Origin of the sequence: Marinomonas sp. A3A, from assembly GCF_018336955.1 — a bacterium.
In the GTDB taxonomy this organism is placed as follows: Bacteria; Pseudomonadota; Gammaproteobacteria; order Pseudomonadales; family Marinomonadaceae; genus Marinomonas; species Marinomonas lutimaris.
The window spans coordinates 4,249,554-4,270,928 of record NZ_CP025532.1 but is presented as its reverse complement, the minus strand read 5'-3'; the positions used below and the strand labels follow the sequence as shown (position 1 = coordinate 4,270,928).

Below are 21,375 nucleotides of genomic sequence, written 5' to 3'. Positions count from 1 at the left end.
GAGGGCTCATTAATTCGCTGCGTCCATGATAACGTTTTTAGGCTGTTAGCGCAGTCTCACTTTAGGCCTGTCGATGGATATATCGGTTTTACAAGTGGCGATGCAAGGCAAGAAATAACCATTTTGCTTTTCTTTTTCGTTTAAGCCGTGAGGTTGTCGATTAGCGTAATCAATTTCACCGGATAGCAAGGGTGTCAGACAAACACCGCAAACTCCATTCGTACATGCTTGCTTGATCGGGATACCTGCAGATACTAACGCGGTCAGGACGATTTCATCCTGCTCGACTAGAATGGATTGCTCAGGATCTAAGAAAGTCAGCTGGATGAGTTTCGACGTCACGAGAAGCTTTTCCTTTTGTTAATTGTCTATTAACTTTAACATGATATTAATAGCCCAATAATAGCTGCTTCTCTAGCTTCTAATAACAACGATAATGGATTCCAACCCAGACAATGACAGAACAACATAAAAAAACCTTATTGGTAGTGGATGACGATCAAGATATTCGTCAGTTGCTTTGTGATGCCTTATCGCAAAAGGGTTACAAAGTATTGGAAGCGGAAAATGGTACTCAGATGTGGCTTCACTTAGACGCTGAACCTGTTGATTTGGTGCTGATGGATTTATATCTTCGAGAAGAAGATGGTTTGAATCTAGCTCGTGATATTCGTGAGCGTTTTGTGATGCCAATCATGATGCTAACCGGTAAAGGTGATGAAACAGATCGTATTTTGGGCTTGGAGTTAGCCGCCGATGATTACATGATGAAACCGTTTAATTTGCGTGAACTCACAGCGCGAATTCATGCTTTGTTGCGTCGCTCTTATCAAATACCACCGACAACGGGAAATACGATTAATCAAGATCATGACTGTTTAAAATTCGGCAGCTGGACCTTGGATCTAACCGCGCGACTTTTACACGATCCAAGTGGCAAGCTGGTCACCTTAACCTTAGGTGAGTTTTCTCTGTTGGAAGTGTTAGCCCGTCATCCTGATCGTATTTTTTCTCGTGAACAACTAATAGAGCAAAGTCGAGGTTTAGAAACCGAGGTATTTGATCGAACCGTTGATGTATTGATCCTTCGCCTAAGACGAAAAATAGAGACAAATCCCAAAACGCCAGAGTTCATCAAGACTCAACGCGGGCTTGGTTACTTTTTTCAAGGCCCTGTGCGGATTAATTAGATGCGCTTTACCAGTATCCGTCAAAAAGCCTCTTTGTCTATCTTAGCGATTAGCTTGGTGGCTTTTTTTATGGTGGGAATCGGCTGGCAATCTATGCGCGTTAGTGAGGCCTCTTTATCCGAATTCGAATCGGAAACCTTACCCGAAATTAGCACCTCTTTAACTTTAGCCGAGGGTGTTGCTCAGTTGGCCGCTATCGCGCCTTATACAGCAGGCTCTGGGCGTCCGTTTCAATTACAAACCGAATCTGAACGTATTCATCGACGTATTCTTGAACTTCGCGGTGTTGCAGACAGTTTGACGGATTCTGTTTTTCAACGTGATATCGACGAGCGATTAGACGATCTACAAACCACGCTTGAAGAGCTTGTCGCTTTGGTGCGAGAAGAGCTGTATTTACGCGAAGACAGCTTGGCTCAGCAATTTCGTATTCGTCAATTGCCTCTTAATGATGATGCTGCTGCCAGCGTAAACAGCCAGCAGGGTTTAGTGTGGTTGCTGCAATTATTAGAATCGCCAAGCCTAGTGCCTGAGAGCATGTTGAAAAGCTTAAAGTTATCAGAGCAAAACGAGCAGGTTGCGAGCATTGCGGAAGACTTACTGATGGCGCATCGGCGCTTGAACCAAATCCAAGAGCGTAAAAACTATTTACTGATTTCCATTCGCGCCAAATCAGAACAATTGAGCAAACAAGTTAGCGACTTTGTGGGCGGATTGCAAAAGAAGGTGAGTCGTCAGCGTCAGGAAGTGTCGACCTTTGTTGCTCGTGGTCAAAACTGGATTATTGGCATTTCTGTGTTTCTGTTGTTGGGTTTGACACGCTTGTATTGGTACAGCCAGCGCATGACCAAAGATTTAGGCGTAGTCACCAACGACATGGAACAGCTTTCCTTAGGTCGCGTTGATTCAAAACACACGGGAATACGTCGCAAGGATGAAATCGGTACGTTGGCCGACACGTTTGAGGTATTTCGCCGTGATGCCTTAAGACGTTTGGAAGTCACAGCCGAATTGTCGGAACAAAAACGCTTGCTCGAAACCATTTTCGATAATATGAATGACGGTCTGAGTGTGTTTTCCTCAAAAGGTACCTTGATTGCTTGGAACTCGGGTTATCAGAAATTGTTTGATTTATCGGACGATGACTTGAGTGTCGGCATGTCAATTGATGAAGTGCAAAGCTTGATTAATCAAGGGCAGCATAAAAACCTTAACCTAGAAAACCAGCAAGTTCATATGGAAGAAGTGAACGTTTCTCGTCATTTACGTTTTCAAAGTTTCGAGCGCCATTTTGATTCGGGAAAAATTATCGAGTTTCGTTCCAAGCCGATGCCTGAAGGTGGTTTTGTTACCTTATATACGGATTTAACTGAGCGTAAGAGTGTTGAAAGTCAGTTACGTCAGGCGCAAAAAATGGAGATGTTAGGGCAACTGACTGGTGGCGTTGCCCATGACTTTAATAATCTCTTGGCAGCGATCATGGGGAATCTACAAATGCTGTCTGACTCGCGTCCACAGACTACCGATCAAGCCCGTTACATAGAGCGAGCACTTGTTGTTTCGGAAAAAAGTAGCAACCTAGTGCAGCGTTTATTGGCTTTTAGTCGTCGTCAGCAGCTTTTCCCAGTGTCGATTGCAATAGATGACTTGATCGAAGGTATGCTGGATTTGGTTGAATACAGCGTTGGCTCGCATATTGTTGTCGAGAGTGATTTACAATGTCCTGATGTGGTGAGTCTGATTGATCCGTCCCAGCTAGAAAATGCCTTATTGAATTTATCCTTGAATAGCGCCAGTGCTATGCCTGACGGTGGCCGTTTGGCCTTTTCAACCAAGCTGTGTACTTTGCCAGACAGTGATGTTCCAGCTATTCGTATACGCGTAGAAGACTCTGGCGAAGGTATTGCGGAAGAGGTTATTGGTCGCATCTTTGAACCTTTCTTTACCACTAAGCCAGTTGGCAAGGGCAGCGGTTTGGGCTTGAGTATGATTTATGGCTTTGTGAAGCAAAGCGGCGGTGAAATCAAAGTGACCTCTGAAAAAGGTAAGTGGACACGTGTTTGTCTGTTCTTACCTCAACAAATGGCCCCGATTACGATGTTATCTGAAGAGAAAGAAACACAACAAGACATTATTGTTTTACCCGAGTTTAGCTTGGTATGGCTGGTGGAAGACGACGAAGAAGTATGTCGAGTGATGCGCGAGCAATTGGAAAAAATGGGTTTTATGGTACAAACCTTTGATTGTGCAGAATCAGTAATGAATGCCTTGTGCAAAGCGATTGTCCCGGATGCCATTGTCTCGGACGTAAACCTAGCCGGAACCATGAGTGGTGTCGAGCTGGCGCACAGCCTGAATTCCGATTCGTTTGGCTTTACCGGACCAATATTGCTGATGTCCGGTTTGCCTAGAGACGAATTGAAACAAAAATATCAATTAAAAGATGACGATTTATTCATTTCAAAACCTTTTACTATCAAGGAGTTAAGTGGAATATTTCAGGTCGAATATTGAAATGTTACAAATATTACAAAAAAAGATTAAATGATGAAATTATTCATTAGTTTTTTATCTTCATAGTGTTTTATCAAAGCAGAGTCGGGGCTGGATCTGTTTTTGAATGGCATCGCTGCCAATAATAAAAACAAAAATTGGAGTTATAAAAACAATGAAATTCATGCATCGTATTCCGTACAAAAAATTAGCTTGCCTAGTGGCTGCTGGCACACTTTCTACCGTGGCTATGGCGGAAACCCCAATCATCGGTCTTATCACCAAGACCAATACCAACCCATTTTTCGTAAAAATGAAAGAAGGCGCGCAGCAAAAAGCTACTGAGCTTGGTGTTGAATTGCGTACCTTTGCGGGTCGCTACGATGGCGACAACGAAACTCAGGTTCAAGCAATCGAAAACCTAATTGCCGCTGGTGCTAAAGGTATTCTTATTACACCTAGCGATACCGCAGCTATAGTTCCAACTATTCAAAAAGCACGTGATGCAGGTTTGCTTGTTATTGCGTTAGATACCGCCCTTAGCCCTGCTAGTGCAGCCGATATGACGTTTGCGACGGATAACTTTAAAGCCGGCGAAATGATTGGTATGTGGGCAAAAGCGAAAATGGGCGACAAAGCCAAAGATGCCAAAATTGCCTTACTTGATTTAAGTACCAGCCAAGTAACAGTAGATGTCGCACGTGACCAAGGTTTCTTGAAAGGCTTTGGTATCGATCTTAAAAATGCCAATCGTATGGGGGATGAGACAGATCCACGTATTGTTGGTAACGATGTGACTCAAGGTTCTGAAGAAGGTGGCCGTCGTGCGATGGAAAACCTACTTCAAAAAGACCCAGAAATTAACTTGGTCTACACCATTAACGAACCCGCTGCGGCTGGTGCGTATGAAGCATTAAAATCGTTTGGACTTGAAAAAGACGTATTGATTGTTTCCGTTGATGGCGGTTGTCCAGGTGTGCGCAATATCAAAGATGGCGTGATCGGCGCTACTTCTATGCAATTCCCTCTTAAAATGGCCTCAGAAGGCGTTACTGCGATTGTTGAGTTTGCGAAATCTGGCTCACGTCCTTCCGCGTCAAATGGTCTAGATTTCTTCGATACAGGCGTTCAGTTAATTACTGACGAACCAGTGAAAGGCGTTAACTCTGTTAGCTCTAAAACTGGTTTGAGCATGTGCTGGGGCTAATCAATCTCTTGTGATAGATGGGTGTGAAGGTGCCCTTATTTGCCGTTAGTCAAGTTTTGGCTAGCGGCCCTTTTTCTGTCCGGAGCAATGTTTCTTGTCTTATCTGGAGTAGTCTATGAGTTCTACCAACACAAAACCGTCCACAGCGGTTCTCGATCACGATAAAGTCGCAGATCAAGCTCAGTCTTATGTGGCGCAATTTGAGCGTAAAGAAACCTTTGTGCAGCGCTTCCAAAAGTTTCTTCATCAGTATCCAATCGCAGCACCAAGTATTGTACTCATCTTGGCTATTATCGGATTTAGTATGATTGTTGGTGGGCGTTTTTTACACCCATTTAACTTGTCTTTAATCCTGCAGCAGGTCACCATTATCGGCGTGATTGGTGTTGCTCAGACCTTAATTATTTTAACCGCGGGTATAGACTTATCCGTGGGTGCCATCATGGTGTTAGCGTCCGTAGTAATGGGCCGTATGGCAATGGATTATGGCTTCGACGCTTGGCTTGCCTTGTTGATTGGTATCGGCGTAGGCGCGATTGCTGGCTTTATTAATGGCTTGCTGATTACACGTATGAAGTTGCCGCCTTTCATCGCAACATTAGGTTCGTGGAACGTCTTTTTTGCTCTTAACTTGTGGTATTCAAAAAGTGAAACCATTCGTTCTCAAGATATCAGTGCTGCTGCACCTTTGTTGCAGTGGTTAGGTGAAACCATCAACGTCTTTGGTGCCAGATTAACTTATGGTTCTTTGTTGATGTTGGGGATCTTCTTTGTGATCTGGTATGCGCTTAATTGGACTCCGTGGGGGCGTCACGTTTATGCCACTGGCGATGATCCAGCGGCGGCAAAGCTAGCGGGTATCCGTACTGATCGTATTTTGCTTTCCGTTTATATTTTGGCTGGTGTGGTATGTGCGCTGGGTGCGTGGGTATTGATTGGTCGTATCGGTTCTGTGAGCCCTCAAGCGGGTTACACCACAAACTTGGACAGTATTACTGCCGTTGTAATTGGTGGTTGTAGTTTGTTTGGTGGTCGAGGTTCTATTTACGGCACCTTAATAGGCGCCTTGGTTGTAGGCGTATTTCGTAATGGTTTAGCACTCGCTGGTGTCGATGTGTTATGGCAAGAGTTCACCGTCGGTATTTTGATTATTGTCGCCGTTGGTGTAGATCAGTGGATCCGAAGAGGGACAGCATAATGGCAGCTCAATACGATAAAACACCCGTGTTACAAACAAAGAATTTGGTAAAACGTTATGGCAGTGTGACCGCGATTGATCATGCCGACTTTGAACTGTATCCCGGTGAGATATTAGCGGTGATTGGTGATAACGGCGCAGGTAAATCCTCCTTGATCAAAGCTTTGTCTGGCGCACTTATTCCTGATGAAGGTGAAATCTTGTTAGACGGCAAACCAGTGCATTTTTCTTCGCCAATGGAAGCGCGTGCACTAGGCATCGAAACGGTTTATCAGAACTTGGCCGTATCACCCGCGTTAAATATTGCGGACAACTTGTTTTTAGGTAGAGAGTTATTGAAACCTGGCATTTTAGGTTCTGTTTTTCGTATGTTGGACAAGAAGGAGATGGAGCGCCGCGCGAAGGATAAAATGACCGAGCTAGGCTTAATGACGATTCAAAATATCAGTCAAGCGGTTGAGTCTCTTTCGGGTGGTCAGCGTCAAGGCGTGGCAGTTGCTCGTTCGGCTTTGTTTGGTAGCAAAGTAGTAATCATGGATGAGCCAACTGCTGCACTTGGTGTTAAAGAATCACGTCGTGTGTTGAACTTAATTAAAGAGGTTCGTGATCGTGGATTACCTATTATATTGATCAGTCATAATATGCCACATGTGTTCGAAGTTGCGGATCGTATCCATATTCATCGTTTGGGTAAGCGAGCTGCGATTGTTACTCCTCAGTCTCATACCATGTCTGATGCCGTTGCTATTATGACGGGCGCGATGGATCTTGGTAGTTCCGAGGAAGAAGCAGCCTAAGCCAAGTCGCTATTTTTATCTGCCATCAGGTAGGGCAAAATAGCGGCCTTTCATCAGGGGAAACAAAATGAGCCTAATTAAACAGTCAATGTCGCGTTTTCATAAAGCTCGACAGCTTTGGAAGGCTCATCGCCTAATGCCAAGTCTATTGGCTGTTTCGATTATCGCTGTTTCACTTTCTCCTTTGGCTTCTCAATCCTCAGAGCCTCAACCACTTAAATCTATTGGTATTAGCGTTGCTGATTTAGGTAACCCTTATTTTGTTCAGCTAGTGGATACTGTTTCATCAAAAGCGGAAGAGTTGGCTGGTGAGCCTGTTAAAATGCTGATTCGTTCAGACGCTTATGACTGGCAGCGGCAAATAGGGCAAATCAATGAATTCATCGAGCAAAAAGTTGATTTAATCGTATTAACCGCAGCGGATGAATATAAAGTGGCAGCCGTCGTCGCCAAGGCTCAGCGAGCAGGCATTAAAGTGATTGCTGTGGATGTGAATGCCCAAGGTGCAGACGCAACCATTACCACAGACAATGTACAGGCTGGCGCGATAGCATGTGAAAAACTGGCAGAGAAAATCGGTTACCAAGGTAACTTTGTCATTATTAATGGCGTCTTAGTGTCGTCCGTTATAGAACGTGTTGCTGGCTGTAAATCGGCATTAAATAAATACCCCAATATTACGCTGTTAAGCGATCGAATGAATGGTACTGGTAGTGTAGAAGGCGGGATGGAAGCCATGACGTATCTGATGGAAGAGTATGATCATATTGATGCAGTCTTTACTATTAATGATCCAACGGCTTTTGGAGCCTTGCGAGCGGCGCAACAAGCTGATCGTAACGAGTTCTTGCTGGCTTCGATTGATGGTGCTCCATTTGCGACTGAGATTATTAAGCAAAAGGATAATCCTTGGATTGCTACTGCTGTTCAGCGTCCTATTCCAATGGCCGAAAAAGCCATCGAAATTGGCATGGATTTATTAAAAGGCAAAGAGGTTGTACAGCGTTTTATTTTGATCCCTTCCATGTTGATTGAGAAAAACTAATACAGCTTTTTTGCTTTCATCATCGAGAAAAGTTCTCGAACGTTAATTCCTATCTTGGTCTTTTACTACAAGACCGTTAAGCTATCGGCCTTCTTCAAAGAGGCTGTTAATGGATACATCGACGTTATTCTCACAAATTTTCAATACGGTTTTTCCTCTGGCTAGTATAGTGCTGGTGGCGTTTTTATATGCCCGTGTTCGACCTACCGACATGACGGTGGCGAATCGTCTTAATATCAGTGTATTTTGTCCTGCACTGATTTTTTCGGTTATGGCGTCTAAAGAGTTTCATATTGCTCAATATATCGATTTGATCATTGCTGCGACGGTCGTTGTATTAGGCTCTGGGCTGTTGGTTTGGCCGCTTTGTAAATGGCTAAAAATCTCGCCGAAGACGCTGGTTCCGCCGATGATGTTTAATAACAGTGGTAACTTAGGTATTCCATTGATAGTGCTTGCGTTTGGTGAATCCGCTTTGCCTATTGCTGTTGTACTGTTTCTTACCGAAAACTTACTGCATTTTACCGTCGGTATGTATTTGCTCAATCCAAAAACTAATCTTCTCAATGTGCTGAAAATGCCGATGATCATTGCGACGGTACTGGGTTTAATTTGGAGTTTACAAGGCTGGACGGTCATCCCTGCAATAAAAGTATCTGTTGATATGATGGGGCAGATTGCGATTCCTCTGATGCTATTTGCGCTCGGTGTTCGCATGACGAATGTGGACTTTAGTGAGTGGAAACTTGGCGTTATCAGTGGTTTTTTATGTCCATTAAGCGGTCTAGTTATTGCTGTTATTTGGTATTATACCGTTGGCATGTCGGCAGAAAATTTTGCCTACTTATTGATCTTTGCTTGTTTGCCGCCAGCCGTGCTGAATTACATGGTGGCCGAGTTGTATCAGCAAGAGCCCCATAAAGTGGCGTCGATTGTATTGATTAGTAATTTGATGAGTGTGGGGATTGTGCCCTGCGTGTTGTTTTATGTTCTATAAATCCGTAGTAGGAGAAAAAGCATGATGGTGCAAATCGGCTTAATCGCTTTGTTAGTGGTGGCTTACGTCATTGTTTCTCGCATTTTGAAATCCAGCGTCGCCTTGTTAGGACAAAAGAGATTTGCTAATGAAGTGCGAATAACCTACGTTTCGAAAATGTTAAATCTTGGCTTTACTGCAATTTTTGTTTTATTGATTTGCTTGGTTCTTGGTATTGGTTATGGTCAGCTAGCGATCTTTTTCTCGTCCGTGTTTGCCGTTGTGGGTGTGGCGTTATTTGCTCAATGGTCGATTTTAAGCAACATCACCGCCAGCTTGATTATCTTCTTTGGCTTTCCTTATCGAGTGGGAGATTGGGTCAAGGTGGTCGATAAGGACGATGAAATTTTGGGTCAAATTATGGAAATATCGACCTTTCACGTTATTATTCACCGATTGTCAGGCGATATAGTGACTTACCCAAATAGTTTGATCTTACAAAAAGCCGTTATACGCTTTGAGAGTCGAGAAGCCGCACAGGCAATGAGTCAGTTGTTAGAGAAGTTGAAAGTCGAAAATCAAGAGACACCTTTCTAAAATTGAACAAAAAATAATCAGCTTTTTAAGATTTAGGATATTTGTGTCATACTAAGAGGCTTTCATCTTTAAGAAAGGAAGTCTCTTGTGAAATCCGATCCTGAGTCTTTGTTAAAAAACAATGATGCGCTTATCCATTCGGATGCGCTGAAAGTCAAATCTCATGCCCAGCGTCCCCAAGAAGATTGGGTCTTGCACACCTTGATGATCGAAGGCTACGACGTGCCCTTTCGTTTCAAACGTCAAGGAAAATACCGCACTTTACGCGGTGCGCGTGTGAACTTAACCTACTATCCTACCCAAGAAATCGTCGCAGGAATCCCTGTTGAAATCATGAAGGTTGTGCGAGTAAAGCGAACTTAAGCATCAAGTACTAGAACTTAACCCGCTTCTGCTTTTATTCTTCATGATATGAACTTAATATGGCCACGCCTGTCTGTGTTTCAGGTATTTATCTTTGCATATTGGGTGTAGAAAATAATGGAAACGAGTCGTTCTGATAATTGGTTTACCACGATAAAGCGCATTGAGCGTAGTGCTTTGTTTCAGGGTTTTATTATCGGCATTATTGTGGTTGCCGCATTAACCGTTGGCGCCAAAACCTATTCGTTACCTTATGGTATTGATAAAGCCATAAACTTCTTAGATAACTTTATAACGGTCTTCTTTCTAGCCGAAATTTCACTGCGCTTTATTGCGTGTGATGACAAGCGCGGTTTCTTTAAAGATCCTTGGAATATTTTTGATACCGTCATTGTGATTGGTAGCTTAATGCCTATTTCTGATTCGGAGATGGTTGTTGTAGCTCGTTTGCTGCGAGTATTTCGCGTTTTACGTCTTGTGTCGATTATTCCAGATCTACGTTTTTTGATTAATGCATTGCTCAAAGCCATCCCAAAAATGGGCTACATTGCTTTGCTGATGTTTATCATTTTTTACATTTTCGCGGCGGTTGGTTCTCTCTTTTTTCACCAAGTGAATGAAACCCTTTGGGGCGATATCGCTATCTCGATGCTGACATTGTTTCGGGTCGCTACGTTCGAAGATTGGACGGATTATCGGAACAGCTATTCGTACAGAAATTTTGTAAACATTTTTTTGGGACACCTTGTATACATAATTAATTCTAAGATAAGTTATATTCTTGAGTATATAAAATATAAAAAGCAACGAATAAACGTTCTAACCCTAAAAATTAATGGCTTCAATTTTCAAGCCTAAAATTATACTCCCATTACTCCCATTACTCCCATTACTCCCATTACTCCCATTACTCCCATTACTCCCATTACTCCCCCAATTTATAATGATCATTAAGTGTATTTAATTTATATTTAATTTATATTTAATTTAATTGTTAAGTATATTTAATTTAATTGTTAAGTATATTTAATTTAATTGTTAAGTATATTTAATTATTAAGTGTATTTGGTTTAATTAATGAGGTTTTAGGTGATGAAGGTTGTCATATGGTGTTTTTTTTTGTATGTCATTGAGTTTAAGTATGATTTTTATTTTTTTATATATTTTTAAATCTTTTGATGTGTGGGATGAAAAATAATTGTTTACAAGTGAAGCAATGGGTAATAAGGTTTTATAAGAAATGTTTTAAATGGATATCTGGTTTTGAAATTACAAAGAATAAAAAATGTAATAATAAGTGGCATCCAAATTAACACTTATGCAATTTTTGAGGATAGGGTTTATCCAATTATTGAGCCGACTATGTTTTTAGCTCATATGTCTCAAAAGAATTCTAAAGAGTCCGTACGAGCGTATGGGAATGACTTACTGAAATTCTTTCGTGAACTCTCAGAGGTGAATGGCACTAGTGGAATTCTGGGGCAAGACTTTCGTGATGTGACTGATAACGAAATGAACGTATATTTGAATGCGTATCTTCGGAGAAAACACGGATTAAAACTGAAATCAATCAATCGTCATATAGCCACATTGAGATCGTTTTATGATTTTGCCTACTCTTATGGGTGGATAGCTGAACGAAAAAACTTTTCTTTTTTAGTGCGTACCGATGAGGTCAAAACGTCTGAGTTAGAAGGAATCTCTAAGCAACTAACGCTTGAGTACATGTCTAAAGATGACCTGAAAACTCTTTTAGAGAGTGTGCCTACAAACAATTTTTTCAACTGTAAGCGTGATCAACTGACATTGATGCTAGGGTATTACGCGAATTTTAGAACTCATGAGTTAGTTCACCCCAACAATTTAAGGGTTAGGGATCTGGAGGAATTAATCACACTTGATGAGCGAGGTATACCATCTATTACAAAGCCTATGAAAATATATGGGAAGGGCAATAAGATCAGGAGTGTCCGCGTATGGCCCGAGTTAATTCAGCCGCTTTATGAGTTTTTAAAAATGGCAAAACGCATAGGTGCAAAGCAATTGATGTGTAAACAAGATAGTAAGCCCCTAACTACCCAAGGCCATGGTACAAAAGTCTTTCGCAAGGCGGTTATAACCCTTCAATTAAAAGGTGAATTATCTGCAGATGAAGCTGGTTTATGGAAGTTCAGACATTACCACGGTTTACGAAAATGCTACGCCACTAACGCCGTGACATATTGCTATAAAGAAGGATATGACAAGCGAACTTTCGTGACCCAATGGATGGGGCATAGCGACTACTCGACGACAGAGATTTACATCTATTTTGAGGCTCTTCTGAATCATCGCACTTTGATTAATAACGAAATTGATATGAATAAGATGCTGAAAGACTATCAATTAAAAGACTTCGCTAAATAGAGAATTAAATGAGTATTTATGATTTGAACCAGGTTGGTTTTCGAGATAGTTCTGCAATTGATGAACCTTTCAGCGAGTCAAAGACTGTTGCTATGGTGAATATTGGTCAGAGACAACTAAGGAAAATAGAAGCTCCTTCAGAGGGTCGCTTAACTCTGCATCTAGCCATGATTGCGTATCTCAACTTTAGTAGTTATAAAAACTTTTCAGTTGCAACACGAAATAATATTTCCTTCTTAATTGTGAAGTTTTTTACCTATTTGGAGAGCTATAAAAGCGATGAGTTTGTGCCGTTGGATTTATTGTGTGACTACAAACAGTCACTTAAAAAAAACAATACAAGAACAATAAATGGCAATGGTATTTATAGCACTATAATCAGTTTAAAGTCTATAATTGGTTGGGGAGCTAGTGAGAAGAGCACGTTAAGTGAAAGTGCTAAACTTCTTTGTCGTCAATATTACCTTCATGCCCCTAAAAACCAGAAACCTGATGTGACACCAACCCCTCCACTATCTCAACTTTTTTCCGACTGTCCTTACTCCGATACTCAGCTATTAGACTCGCTCAAAAAGCTCTTTATTTGGATTATCAATTACGAGGGCTATTTACGTATGGAAGCTTTACAAATAGAAGAGATTCGTTTGTTAGTAGAAAGTATTAGAAATAGAAGTATTTATGAATGTCCGATTTCATTTGGATCATTTGACTTCTTTAACCCTACTAAACATGAAGCTAGGGAGCTATATGCAGTTGTCATTTCAAGTATTCGGGCTAGTAATAATTTAGTGCTTAAAGAGCGGTTAGTATCAGATATTCAGCATCCATTTGATGAAGGTGCGCTGACAGAAAAACAGTTAAATTTTGTGTTAGATAGCTCGTTGATGAAACCGAAAGAAGGCGCTGTTGCTAAGTGCGGTATAGGTTATCAGATATCTAAGAATGGTAAGAGAAATGTCTATAAAGTTGGTGTTATAAAAAGCTTGTCATTACGGAGTCTTCTAGTGCCTAGTGACGTTGAAATTTTTGCCATGCAATGCTTATTGGCTAGTGAGAAAGTGAATTTGTCTAGTATTGAAAAGATGGAATTAGACGATGTAGTGAACATTCCTCAAGGCATTCAATTTCAGCTTCAAAAAAGACGTAGACCTAAATCTCATCAGGCAAATATAACTGCTCTACATCCTCAAGGTTCAACTCTGGGAAAGACGTATAATCGATACATAGAAGCTAAGAAAACATCGCAAAAACACTTCAATGATATGGATAATGGCAAAATTTTGGGCTATCAGATTGAAACAACTAAACATGGATTTATAGGGTATAGTTCTTTTGGTGAGGCTTCAAACAAATATTTTCAGTTGATACTTACCGAAAACAGTCATCTAAGGAATGAACTGTTAAAAGCGTTTGATGAGAATGTTAAGGATTTAGACCCTTTTTTTTGGATTTTCTCTAGGATTATGGAGAATAATAGGGGAAATTATAATAAAAATAAAGCATACAATAGAGCATACAAAAATAACGGAACTAAAAAACGAAGCGATTTTGTACTTAAAAAATCAATCGGTCTAAGTACAGATAATATTCGTCAGTCTTCTATCATTTCAGAGAATATTGAGTTATTTAGTGATATCAATGCATTTGATGATATCAACGTCACCGCCCAATTATCTAATCACTCGCCTCCAGTTCACAATGAGGTTTATATCGATAGCTCTACTGCCAAAGAAAAGATAGAGTCCGATAGATTGTTTGCGTCACGTATTGGCACACTAATGGCAGAGGCCGCAAACAAAATGGGGGATCTCATAAAGAGGACTTCCGTGTTTGATTACAACGAAGCACTTGAGGTGTTTGGCCTACCTCGAACAGATGAAAGTGCTTCAGAGCGTCTTGCAAAAAAGATTGATGAGCTAGGGATTGACGTTGATCTAATGGACTCATTCCAAGCTCATGGAAAAAAAACTTTTCTTGCCAACAAAACAACAACGGCACTGATCATTAAATATTTAGAGCATATTAGAGCTAATTTTGATGACCTCCTGAATGATGATACTCCTCAGTTAACGAAAGCCACATTGGCTGCGAGAGATTACTTTTACTTTTCAAATATTCTGGAGAAATTTCCATCTGAGATTCGCAAGGATGGTGAGAAATACGCAAATTTACTATCTTTTGATTACGCTAAATTAAGCGATATTGTTGGTGTGGCAAATTATGAAAAGTAATAAAGAAGACATAGTTTTGTCTGCTAATTCAGACAGTTTAAATCAGGCAGTTGGTAAAGAGCTCAATTCATCAAAAAATATAAAGCTGATCAACGAAATTGGATCACTTAAATTTATTGTATATGACCGAGTAAAACAAAAAGACTTTAATTTTGATTTATCACACCCCAGTTATGACAATCATGATCACATACGTAGGACATTAAGTGAACTGTTTATTCGGCGTGTTTCAAGAGGATTAGGCTGGTCAAATCCAAGTATTCAATCCTTATCAGGAAGAAAAGGAACAGTAAAAAATCAAGTATACTGTATTAAACGTATTGGTGTTTGGTGGGCTACCAATAAACCTTATTCGAAACTTTCTGAGTGGGAAATAAATGATGTAAAAAAGCTACTAGAAGATGTGCTTGAATTAAGGGTGAATTGGCAAGCTGATCACAGTCAAAAGTATAATCTGGCTAAATCAGAAGGTGTTGCAAGTCGTGGAGCCATTGAGGGTATTGTTATTTGTCTGAACGAAAGTGAACGATCCACCATAATTGGTATGATCCAAGACGGACTTACATTCCATATTTATGAGAAGCAACAAAAAGCTATTATTCGTCCTGTTTTAAACCGACATCAACTGGCCTATGAAGACTGGAAAAAAGGGAAGAGCTATTCTTCCATCTCGTTACCTGTTGCAATGTTGTTGTTGAATGATGCGATTGAGGTGATTCGTGATAGGAAGACTGTATTTCTAGTAGACTATTTTCAATTCCAACGATCTGATATGTCTTACTCTTCTCAGTCTATTTTCAGAACTGGTAGTTTTCAACGGTTTTGTGACGGTCTGTGGCCAACTAAAGGAAAAGGAACCCACAGCGTTAAAACTTTAAAACCTAAAGCTGAAGCTCTGCTGAGTCTGATCCACAAAAATTTTGGAGCTTCCCATAACTCCTTTCCGATGAGTCATGATGAGATCTATAATTGGTGTAATAGAGTTTATCAGGCAGCATTAGTCATTATGCTTACTCTAACTGGGGCTCGAATAAGCGAATTAGCAAGCATGGAAGCGGGGGATCTGACGTATAACTTGGATGGTATATGTGATTTCAAATCCGATATTGTAAAAACCAATGATGGCATTCCAACAGTTAGAGCGGTACATGGCCTTGCTGCCGAAGCGGCTCACCTATTAAATGAATTAAGTTACATCGATAAAGTGAAGCAAAAAGATGATGCAAAGGTTTTTCTATTTGGCAGATTTTATTCGATAAGTGTTGAAAGGTTTCCTTCCAGAGATATTGAGTCTTTCTCACAAAGTGCATCAATTAATACACTCGCTTCTATGCTTAACGCGTTTTATTCGGCATTTCTTGAGCGACACCCAGAGATCAAAGAGATCTGCTCTAATGTTCACCCTCACATGTTCCGTCATACCTTTGCCGAATTTGCTCTGAGGCGTTTTGACGGTAAAGTGCATGAAGCCATTCGTCGTCATTTTCGCCACTCTCATGGTAGCTTCATGACCAATATCTATTTGTCTAATAAAGTGCATGAGGCGTTTTCGAATGCGCAGGAAATTATGATTAAAGAGATTGCAGAGAAGATGATAAATGATGCTCGTAAATCTCTTAATCAAGAAGTCTTTGAGCCTCAATTCTTTGGTGCAGCAATGAAGGCGGCTATAGATTTATTGGATGCGACTGTCGTCTCATCTGAAGAAGAGTTGGAGAATGTGATTGAAGAATTTGTTGAGGGGTTTGAAAAAATAGTCCCGCATGAGTATGGGTATTGTATGCCTCGTACCAAAACTATCTCACAGTCTCAGTGTTTCGATAAGATATCTAAAGTAGCGAAGCTTGAAGAGGCTAGCTTCTCTACATGCTCTAGCTGTGTTCATTCAGTGCAAGAAATTAACTCGCATGAAGCGTCTATTGTTCAGATTGGATTAACTCATGCGCAGCAGATGAAATCCATTGAAGCAACAACCAGTTTTAATTTAGAAAACAACAAGCAGTATCAAGCTTCCATGAATGCAGTTAAAAATGCTGAGCGCGTACTAAAAAGAATGAAGTCAGATAAGATCATTGCGAGTTCTAGGGAATAATCATGAATAACCTTTTCTCTAATCTGTTAGACCAATTTGAAGAAAAAACTGACATAACTCCAGAATGGGCAAGTCGTAACGCTGTATCTAAGTCAGCCTATGAAGCGGTAATAAAAAAAGCGCAGGAAATCGAAGAGAGACTGAAGAAAACGCCCCGAGACCTTATGGATAAGCTTCTTGTAACAGAAAAGCAAATCGTTGTAGCGGAGTTAGCTAAGGAGATAGGTTGCTCTCGTGCTGCTTTAGTGAGGTCTCGAAGACCCGAATTAATTGAATTGATCGATAAGACCAATGTTAAGTTGTCAGCACATTTTGAAATTAACGCTCAACGTAAAAGTCGTGATCGGAAGCCTAGAAAAGATGAGTTAGAAGCAAGATGCGATCAATTAAAGAAAGAGGTTGAGGAGCTTAGACAGCTTAAAATCGGTTCGTTGATTGAAGACTTTTTTTCTAGCAATATTTCTGAAGAGCAAAGACGGCTAGTTAACAAATTAGAAGTCGCTCAACATGATTTAAAAGAATACAAAGAGAAATCATTTAACCAAAATGAAACGATTCAGAGTTTAATGAAACAAATAGATGTGTCTCGAGCTCAACTACAAGCAGTAAAGGTTGAGTTTGATGTAATAAAGGAACGACTGAATAGTGAAAAAATGCAAAATGAAGTACTTGAGCGACGGGTTGCAAATCTACTGCATCAGTTGAATACTAAGAGCTAATAGTCGTACTAAAGATAGAGATTTTAATAAGTACATGTACTTATTTATTTTAATTAATAATAGTACGGACTGAATTCATAATGTACTAAAGTTATAACTTTGGTACATATAATGTCACACTTGATTGGTTATGCTCGTGTAAGCACCATAGCGCAAGACCTAAGTTCACAAGTTGCTGCCCTAGAGAACGCTGGGTGTCAGAAAATATTTTCAGGAAAATACAGCGGTAGTTCAAAGGATAACGATGTTCAGCTTCAATCTCTGATTGATTATGTGCGTGATGACGATGTCGTTGTTGTAACAAGGCTAGACAGGCTTGGCCGTTCCCTAAAAGCTATTTTGAGAACCATCGATAAAATTCATGAAAAGAATGCCTCCCTTAAAACGCTGGATGGCGCTTTAGATACTTCCCAGCGCACGGCTCTATCACAAGCAATGGTTTCACTCATTGGGGTTTTCGCCCAATTAGAACGTGACTTAATCTTTGATAGAACAAGCGAAGGCCGTGCTGCCGCCATACAAGCTGGTCAGCATATGGGAAGGCCTCCAAAAATCAGTGCTAACGAAAGAAAGCAGATACGTAAGCGCCTCAAAGCCGAGAGTATTTCTAAACTATCACGTGAATTCGAGGTAAGCAGACAGACAATCATGCGAATAAGGGATGAAGAATAATGGCTAACGGGCAGCAAAAAGCACAGCAAAACGTCGAATCTTTTGAGGTTTGGAGGGCTACTCAATCGGATGATGACTTTCTGCAAATTGTTCATCGAGGGCAGTTAAAACGCGGTGAAGTTGCGAAGGCCATTGGTTGTGGAAAGTCGGCGCTGATACAGAACCCTATTCTAAGAGAAAGTCTTGAGAACCTTGAGACGGAGTTAAGGGCTCGTGGTGTGTTGCCGCAACTGACACCTGAGTCTGAAACAGCGAAGTCTAACCCAAAGGAATACGATGCTAGCCAAGCCTCTAGGCAACTGGAGTCTAGAAGGTTATCTCAATTAGAGGCTGAAAACATCGAACTTAAAGCCAAGGTTAGAGCATTAGAGTCTCGCCTGGAACGCTTCGGTGAGTTGTCTGAAACTCTGTCTGAGATGGGGTTCATGCCTCGATGAATAATGCCATTCAGGAAGATCGCGTTAGGATAACTAGCATTGCGTACGGTTCCTCTAGCATAGCTATTTTCTCTGGTGTGCCGCTGGAAAAAGACTCTTATAAAACTACTAGCGGTAAATATTACGTTACTATCAAAGCAAATCCTGAATCAATCCCTGTGCAACCGGCAATTGGTCAGTATTGGACAGTAAAAGGTACAAGACGTATTGAGGAAGTGACAACAGGTGATTACGTAATGCTACAGCATATCTATGAAGCACCAGATTATGTTGAATGTACTCTGCCAGAGTCGGGAGAGCAGCTAATACAGTTCATTGCCAAAGAAAAAGCGTTTAGAGGGATTGGGGAAGTTAAGGCCAGAGCCCTATGGGCGTTGCTAGGCAACTCTTTCCACTCAACCCTGCAAAATGACACACTTGAAGCCAGAAATCGCCTTAAAGGGGTTTTGAGTGAGGGTTCTATTGATGCTCTTTACGAAGGGTATGAGAAGTATAAAAATCTCAAACATACCAACTGGATGACGTTGCGTGGTATTCCAGCTTCAATTCAACAGCGACTGCTCAAGTTTCATGATGACAAATCTGTCGACGCAATACAGGATAATCCTTATTTGCTTTGTGGATTCGGAATGTCCTTTGATGATGTTGAAGGCCTTATTAGAAAGTGGACTTTTGAAATTGCGGCTGATGATCAGAGACGACTTAGTGCAGCTCTAGAATTTGCCCTACGAAAGCAAGTAGAAAAAGGACATACCTATACTAAGCGAGAAGACTTAGTACCAGCATTAAACAAATTGCTGAAGAATAATGAGCTAGTTGCAAGCGCCTGCAAAGCAGGACACGATAAAGCTCAATTTCTTCTGAATAATGACACTCTGACGTATCACCCAACCGCTCAACTATTAATGGAATCTACCGTTGCCAAACGTCTGTTAACAATGGCTAATATTGACGGTTTGTATGACCGAAAAACCAGTCAAGCCTATCGTGCGGCCCTTAAAGAATTACCTTATGATCTGACGGCCAAGCAAAAAGAAGCAGTGGGAACATGCTTAGATAATGCTGTGGCCTGTATTACAGGAGGGGCCGGAACAGGTAAGACGACAGTACTAAGAACCGCGCTTAGAGCCTTTAGTTTAATGGGTTATGCCATCCATGCCGTTGCACTAAGTGGTCGAGCTGCAATGCGTCTACATGAGTCTATAGGCTTCACCACGATGACTATTGCTGGTTTTTTGAGAAATCCACCATTGGACAGCACAGGTAGCGATAAAAACCTATTGGTGATTGATGAAGCAAGCATGGTTGATTTACCGGCCATGTATCGGATTGTTACGCATGTACATCCATCTGTACGGATCGTATTAACGGGTGACCCAGATCAACTGCCGCCTATTGGGTGCGGAAAAGTATTGGCTGATATCGTTCACTCAAAACGAATAGCAAACACCATGCTGGATATTGTGAAACGTCAGGAAGGAAGTTCTGGAATTCCTGAGTACTCAAAGCTCATTAATCAGGGAGAGATTCCTCCGAAACTGTCTACCGCCTCTATATTCTTCCATGAGGCTAATAGAAGCGAAATAACCGATAGGTGTTGCCTTCTGTATCGTGAAAGCCCTGAGAATAGTCGTATTATTGCGCCTACTAGAAATATGGTCTCTGAGATAAATAACAAAGTTCAATCTGCTGTGAATAGTCATAGCGAAATGCTTAGATTCACCATGTACTCTGAAGAGTTCTTCTTAAATCTACGACTGAATGATGCCGTTTTGTTTACGAAGAACCTTTATCACAGAGGCATCCAGAATGGCAGCCTTGGGGTTCTTAGTGGCGTTAAGCCAGAACAGAATGACTCAGATGAGTTGGCTGAAACATACTTTGGTGATGTGACACTTGATACTGGTGACAGGATAAAAATCACGCAGGACGTCTTAGAGTGTATGGAATTGGGTTACGCTATAACCCTACATAAGGCCCAAGGCTCACAATTTCCTCGAGTGATCATTGCATTGAGTAAAGGCAGAATCGTTGATCGCGCATGGCTTTATACAGCGATTACTCGTGCAGAGAGTGAAATACATATCGTGGGGAGCAAGGAAGACTTTATTGCAATTACAGAGGCCAGTAGCAACGCGAGTCGAAGAAAAAGCTACCTTCAAAAATTACTCACATAAATATTCTGTATTACCTAAAAGCAAGTCGGATTTGCTTTTCTAATTCACACAATTTATTATGTGAATTAGAAGTTATACGTAATATATGACTTAAAGGTTTACTTAATGGTCTGTTTTACGATCTAAGTAAGTGTGATTGATTGCATAAGTCGTGAGTATCATATGAATGAAGTAGAAGCTGTGAAAAGTTTAGAAACGTTAAAGAAAATAGAGCAGGCTTTACGTGAAAATGTAGGAAATATCTACGCTGACATTTGGATATTGGGTGTTCATAGCGGGCTACGTAGCTCAGAACTTCTTGCCATTACTTTTGAAGACATAAGCGATCATACACTTACAATTATAAATGGAAGCACAGGTAAGGAGAGAAAAGTATGGCTTGATAGCACTGTACTTGATGTCGTTACCAAGCGAAGAGAGGCAAACCCTGAACATAAGTACTTGTTTCAATCTGACTCTAATCGCTCAAAAGCTTTGGAAAAACCTATTAGTCGTGAAGCTGTTTCCAAAGCTTTTAAAGCTGTAGGTGAGCGTAATAGCATCAAGTTAAAATTAGGCATGCATTCGATGCGAAGAACCAAGTACCATCAAATGGTAAAGAGTGGTCAGTCGCTTGAGGCAATAGCTAACACATTCGGTCATAATCGACGTCTAATGACTGAAATGTATATTCGTGGTCTAAATTCGAAAAACCTAGATCTATAAAACAACTGTAATCAGTTTACTGATTTTGAGATTTATGTATTATCGCCACAGCAATATGAGAAGCGATATT

The 21,375-nt window shown here is 40.9% G+C and carries 19 protein-coding genes; 18 read left to right on the top strand and 1 reads right to left on the bottom strand.

The window, feature by feature from the left end; translation table 11 throughout:
• Positions 1 to 45 precede the first annotated feature (45 nt).
• Positions 46 to 342: a 2Fe-2S iron-sulfur cluster-binding protein gene (locus CYL31_RS19960; protein WP_212916879.1), complete on the bottom strand. Its 297-nt coding sequence runs from the start codon at positions 340 to 342 to the stop codon at positions 46 to 48.
• Positions 343 to 455: 113 nt separating this feature from the next.
• Between CYL31_RS19960 and CYL31_RS19955 the strand changes: the two genes are divergently transcribed.
• The 18 genes from CYL31_RS19955 (at position 456) to CYL31_RS19870 (ending at position 21,305) form a co-directional block, all read left to right on the top strand.
• The gene (locus CYL31_RS19955) at positions 456 to 1,190 is read left to right on the top strand and encodes a response regulator (RefSeq protein ID WP_212916878.1); all 735 of its coding nucleotides are present in this window, start codon (positions 456 to 458) and stop codon (positions 1,188 to 1,190) included.
• The gene (locus tag CYL31_RS19950; protein WP_212916877.1) at positions 1,191 to 3,704 is read left to right on the top strand and encodes a PAS-domain containing protein; all 2,514 of its coding nucleotides are present in this window, start codon (positions 1,191 to 1,193) and stop codon (positions 3,702 to 3,704) included.
• 154 nt (positions 3,705 to 3,858) lie between these two features.
• The gene (locus CYL31_RS19945) at positions 3,859 to 4,890 is read left to right on the top strand and encodes a sugar ABC transporter substrate-binding protein (protein WP_212916876.1); all 1,032 of its coding nucleotides are present in this window, start codon (positions 3,859 to 3,861) and stop codon (positions 4,888 to 4,890) included.
• A gap of 115 nt (positions 4,891 to 5,005) precedes the next feature.
• Complete coding sequence (locus CYL31_RS19940) at positions 5,006 to 6,088, top strand: ABC transporter permease (protein WP_212916875.1); 1,083 nt, start codon at positions 5,006 to 5,008, stop codon at positions 6,086 to 6,088.
• On the top strand, positions 6,088 to 6,885 hold the full coding sequence (locus tag CYL31_RS19935) for an ATP-binding cassette domain-containing protein (protein ID WP_212916874.1): 798 nt from the start codon (positions 6,088 to 6,090) through the stop codon (positions 6,883 to 6,885). Before CYL31_RS19940 ends, CYL31_RS19935 begins: the two co-directional genes overlap by 1 nt.
• A gap of 67 nt (positions 6,886 to 6,952) precedes the next feature.
• Positions 6,953 to 7,930 carry a substrate-binding domain-containing protein gene (locus CYL31_RS19930; RefSeq protein WP_212916873.1) on the top strand — a complete coding sequence of 326 codons (978 nt, stop codon included), beginning with the start codon at positions 6,953 to 6,955 and terminating at the stop codon, positions 7,928 to 7,930.
• A gap of 109 nt (positions 7,931 to 8,039) precedes the next feature.
• Positions 8,040 to 8,927, top strand: coding sequence for an AEC family transporter (locus tag CYL31_RS19925; protein WP_212916872.1), 888 nt, complete (start codon positions 8,040 to 8,042; stop codon positions 8,925 to 8,927).
• Positions 8,928 to 8,948: 21 nt separating this feature from the next.
• Positions 8,949 to 9,503 (top strand): mechanosensitive ion channel domain-containing protein, encoded by a 555-nt coding sequence (locus CYL31_RS19920; RefSeq protein ID WP_212916871.1) that lies wholly within the window; start codon positions 8,949 to 8,951, stop codon positions 9,501 to 9,503.
• An 87-nt stretch (positions 9,504 to 9,590) separates the two neighbouring features.
• On the top strand, positions 9,591 to 9,866 hold the full coding sequence (locus CYL31_RS19915; RefSeq protein ID WP_212916870.1) for a hypothetical protein: 276 nt from the start codon (positions 9,591 to 9,593) through the stop codon (positions 9,864 to 9,866).
• Positions 9,867 to 9,983: 117 nt separating this feature from the next.
• A complete protein-coding gene (locus tag CYL31_RS19910; RefSeq protein WP_249411639.1) occupies positions 9,984 to 10,724 on the top strand; it encodes an ion transporter in 741 nt (246 codons plus the stop codon).
• Positions 10,725 to 11,129: 405 nt separating this feature from the next.
• Complete coding sequence (locus CYL31_RS19905) at positions 11,130 to 12,272, top strand: tyrosine-type recombinase/integrase (protein WP_212916869.1); 1,143 nt, start codon at positions 11,130 to 11,132, stop codon at positions 12,270 to 12,272.
• A gap of 8 nt (positions 12,273 to 12,280) precedes the next feature.
• Positions 12,281 to 14,503, top strand: a complete 2,223-nt coding sequence (locus tag CYL31_RS19900; RefSeq protein WP_212916868.1) for a hypothetical protein — start codon at positions 12,281 to 12,283, stop codon at positions 14,501 to 14,503.
• Complete coding sequence (locus CYL31_RS19895; protein ID WP_212916867.1) at positions 14,493 to 16,595, top strand: site-specific integrase; 2,103 nt, start codon at positions 14,493 to 14,495, stop codon at positions 16,593 to 16,595. The genes CYL31_RS19900 and CYL31_RS19895 overlap by 11 nt, the downstream gene beginning before the upstream one ends.
• Positions 16,596 to 16,597: 2 nt before the next feature.
• On the top strand, positions 16,598 to 17,314 hold the full coding sequence (locus tag CYL31_RS19890) for a hypothetical protein (RefSeq protein ID WP_212916866.1): 717 nt from the start codon (positions 16,598 to 16,600) through the stop codon (positions 17,312 to 17,314).
• A gap of 111 nt (positions 17,315 to 17,425) precedes the next feature.
• Positions 17,426 to 17,986 (top strand): recombinase family protein, encoded by a 561-nt coding sequence (locus CYL31_RS19885; protein WP_212916865.1) that lies wholly within the window; start codon positions 17,426 to 17,428, stop codon positions 17,984 to 17,986.
• Complete coding sequence (locus CYL31_RS19880; protein ID WP_212916864.1) at positions 17,986 to 18,423, top strand: VPA1267 family protein; 438 nt, start codon at positions 17,986 to 17,988, stop codon at positions 18,421 to 18,423. The genes CYL31_RS19885 and CYL31_RS19880 overlap by 1 nt, the downstream gene beginning before the upstream one ends.
• On the top strand, positions 18,420 to 20,600 hold the full coding sequence (locus CYL31_RS19875; protein ID WP_212916863.1) for an AAA family ATPase: 2,181 nt from the start codon (positions 18,420 to 18,422) through the stop codon (positions 20,598 to 20,600). Before CYL31_RS19880 ends, CYL31_RS19875 begins: the two co-directional genes overlap by 4 nt.
• 162 nt (positions 20,601 to 20,762) lie before the next feature.
• Positions 20,763 to 21,305 carry a tyrosine-type recombinase/integrase gene (locus tag CYL31_RS19870; protein WP_212916862.1) on the top strand — a complete coding sequence of 181 codons (543 nt, stop codon included), beginning with the start codon at positions 20,763 to 20,765 and terminating at the stop codon, positions 21,303 to 21,305.
• Positions 21,306 to 21,375 lie beyond the last annotated feature (70 nt).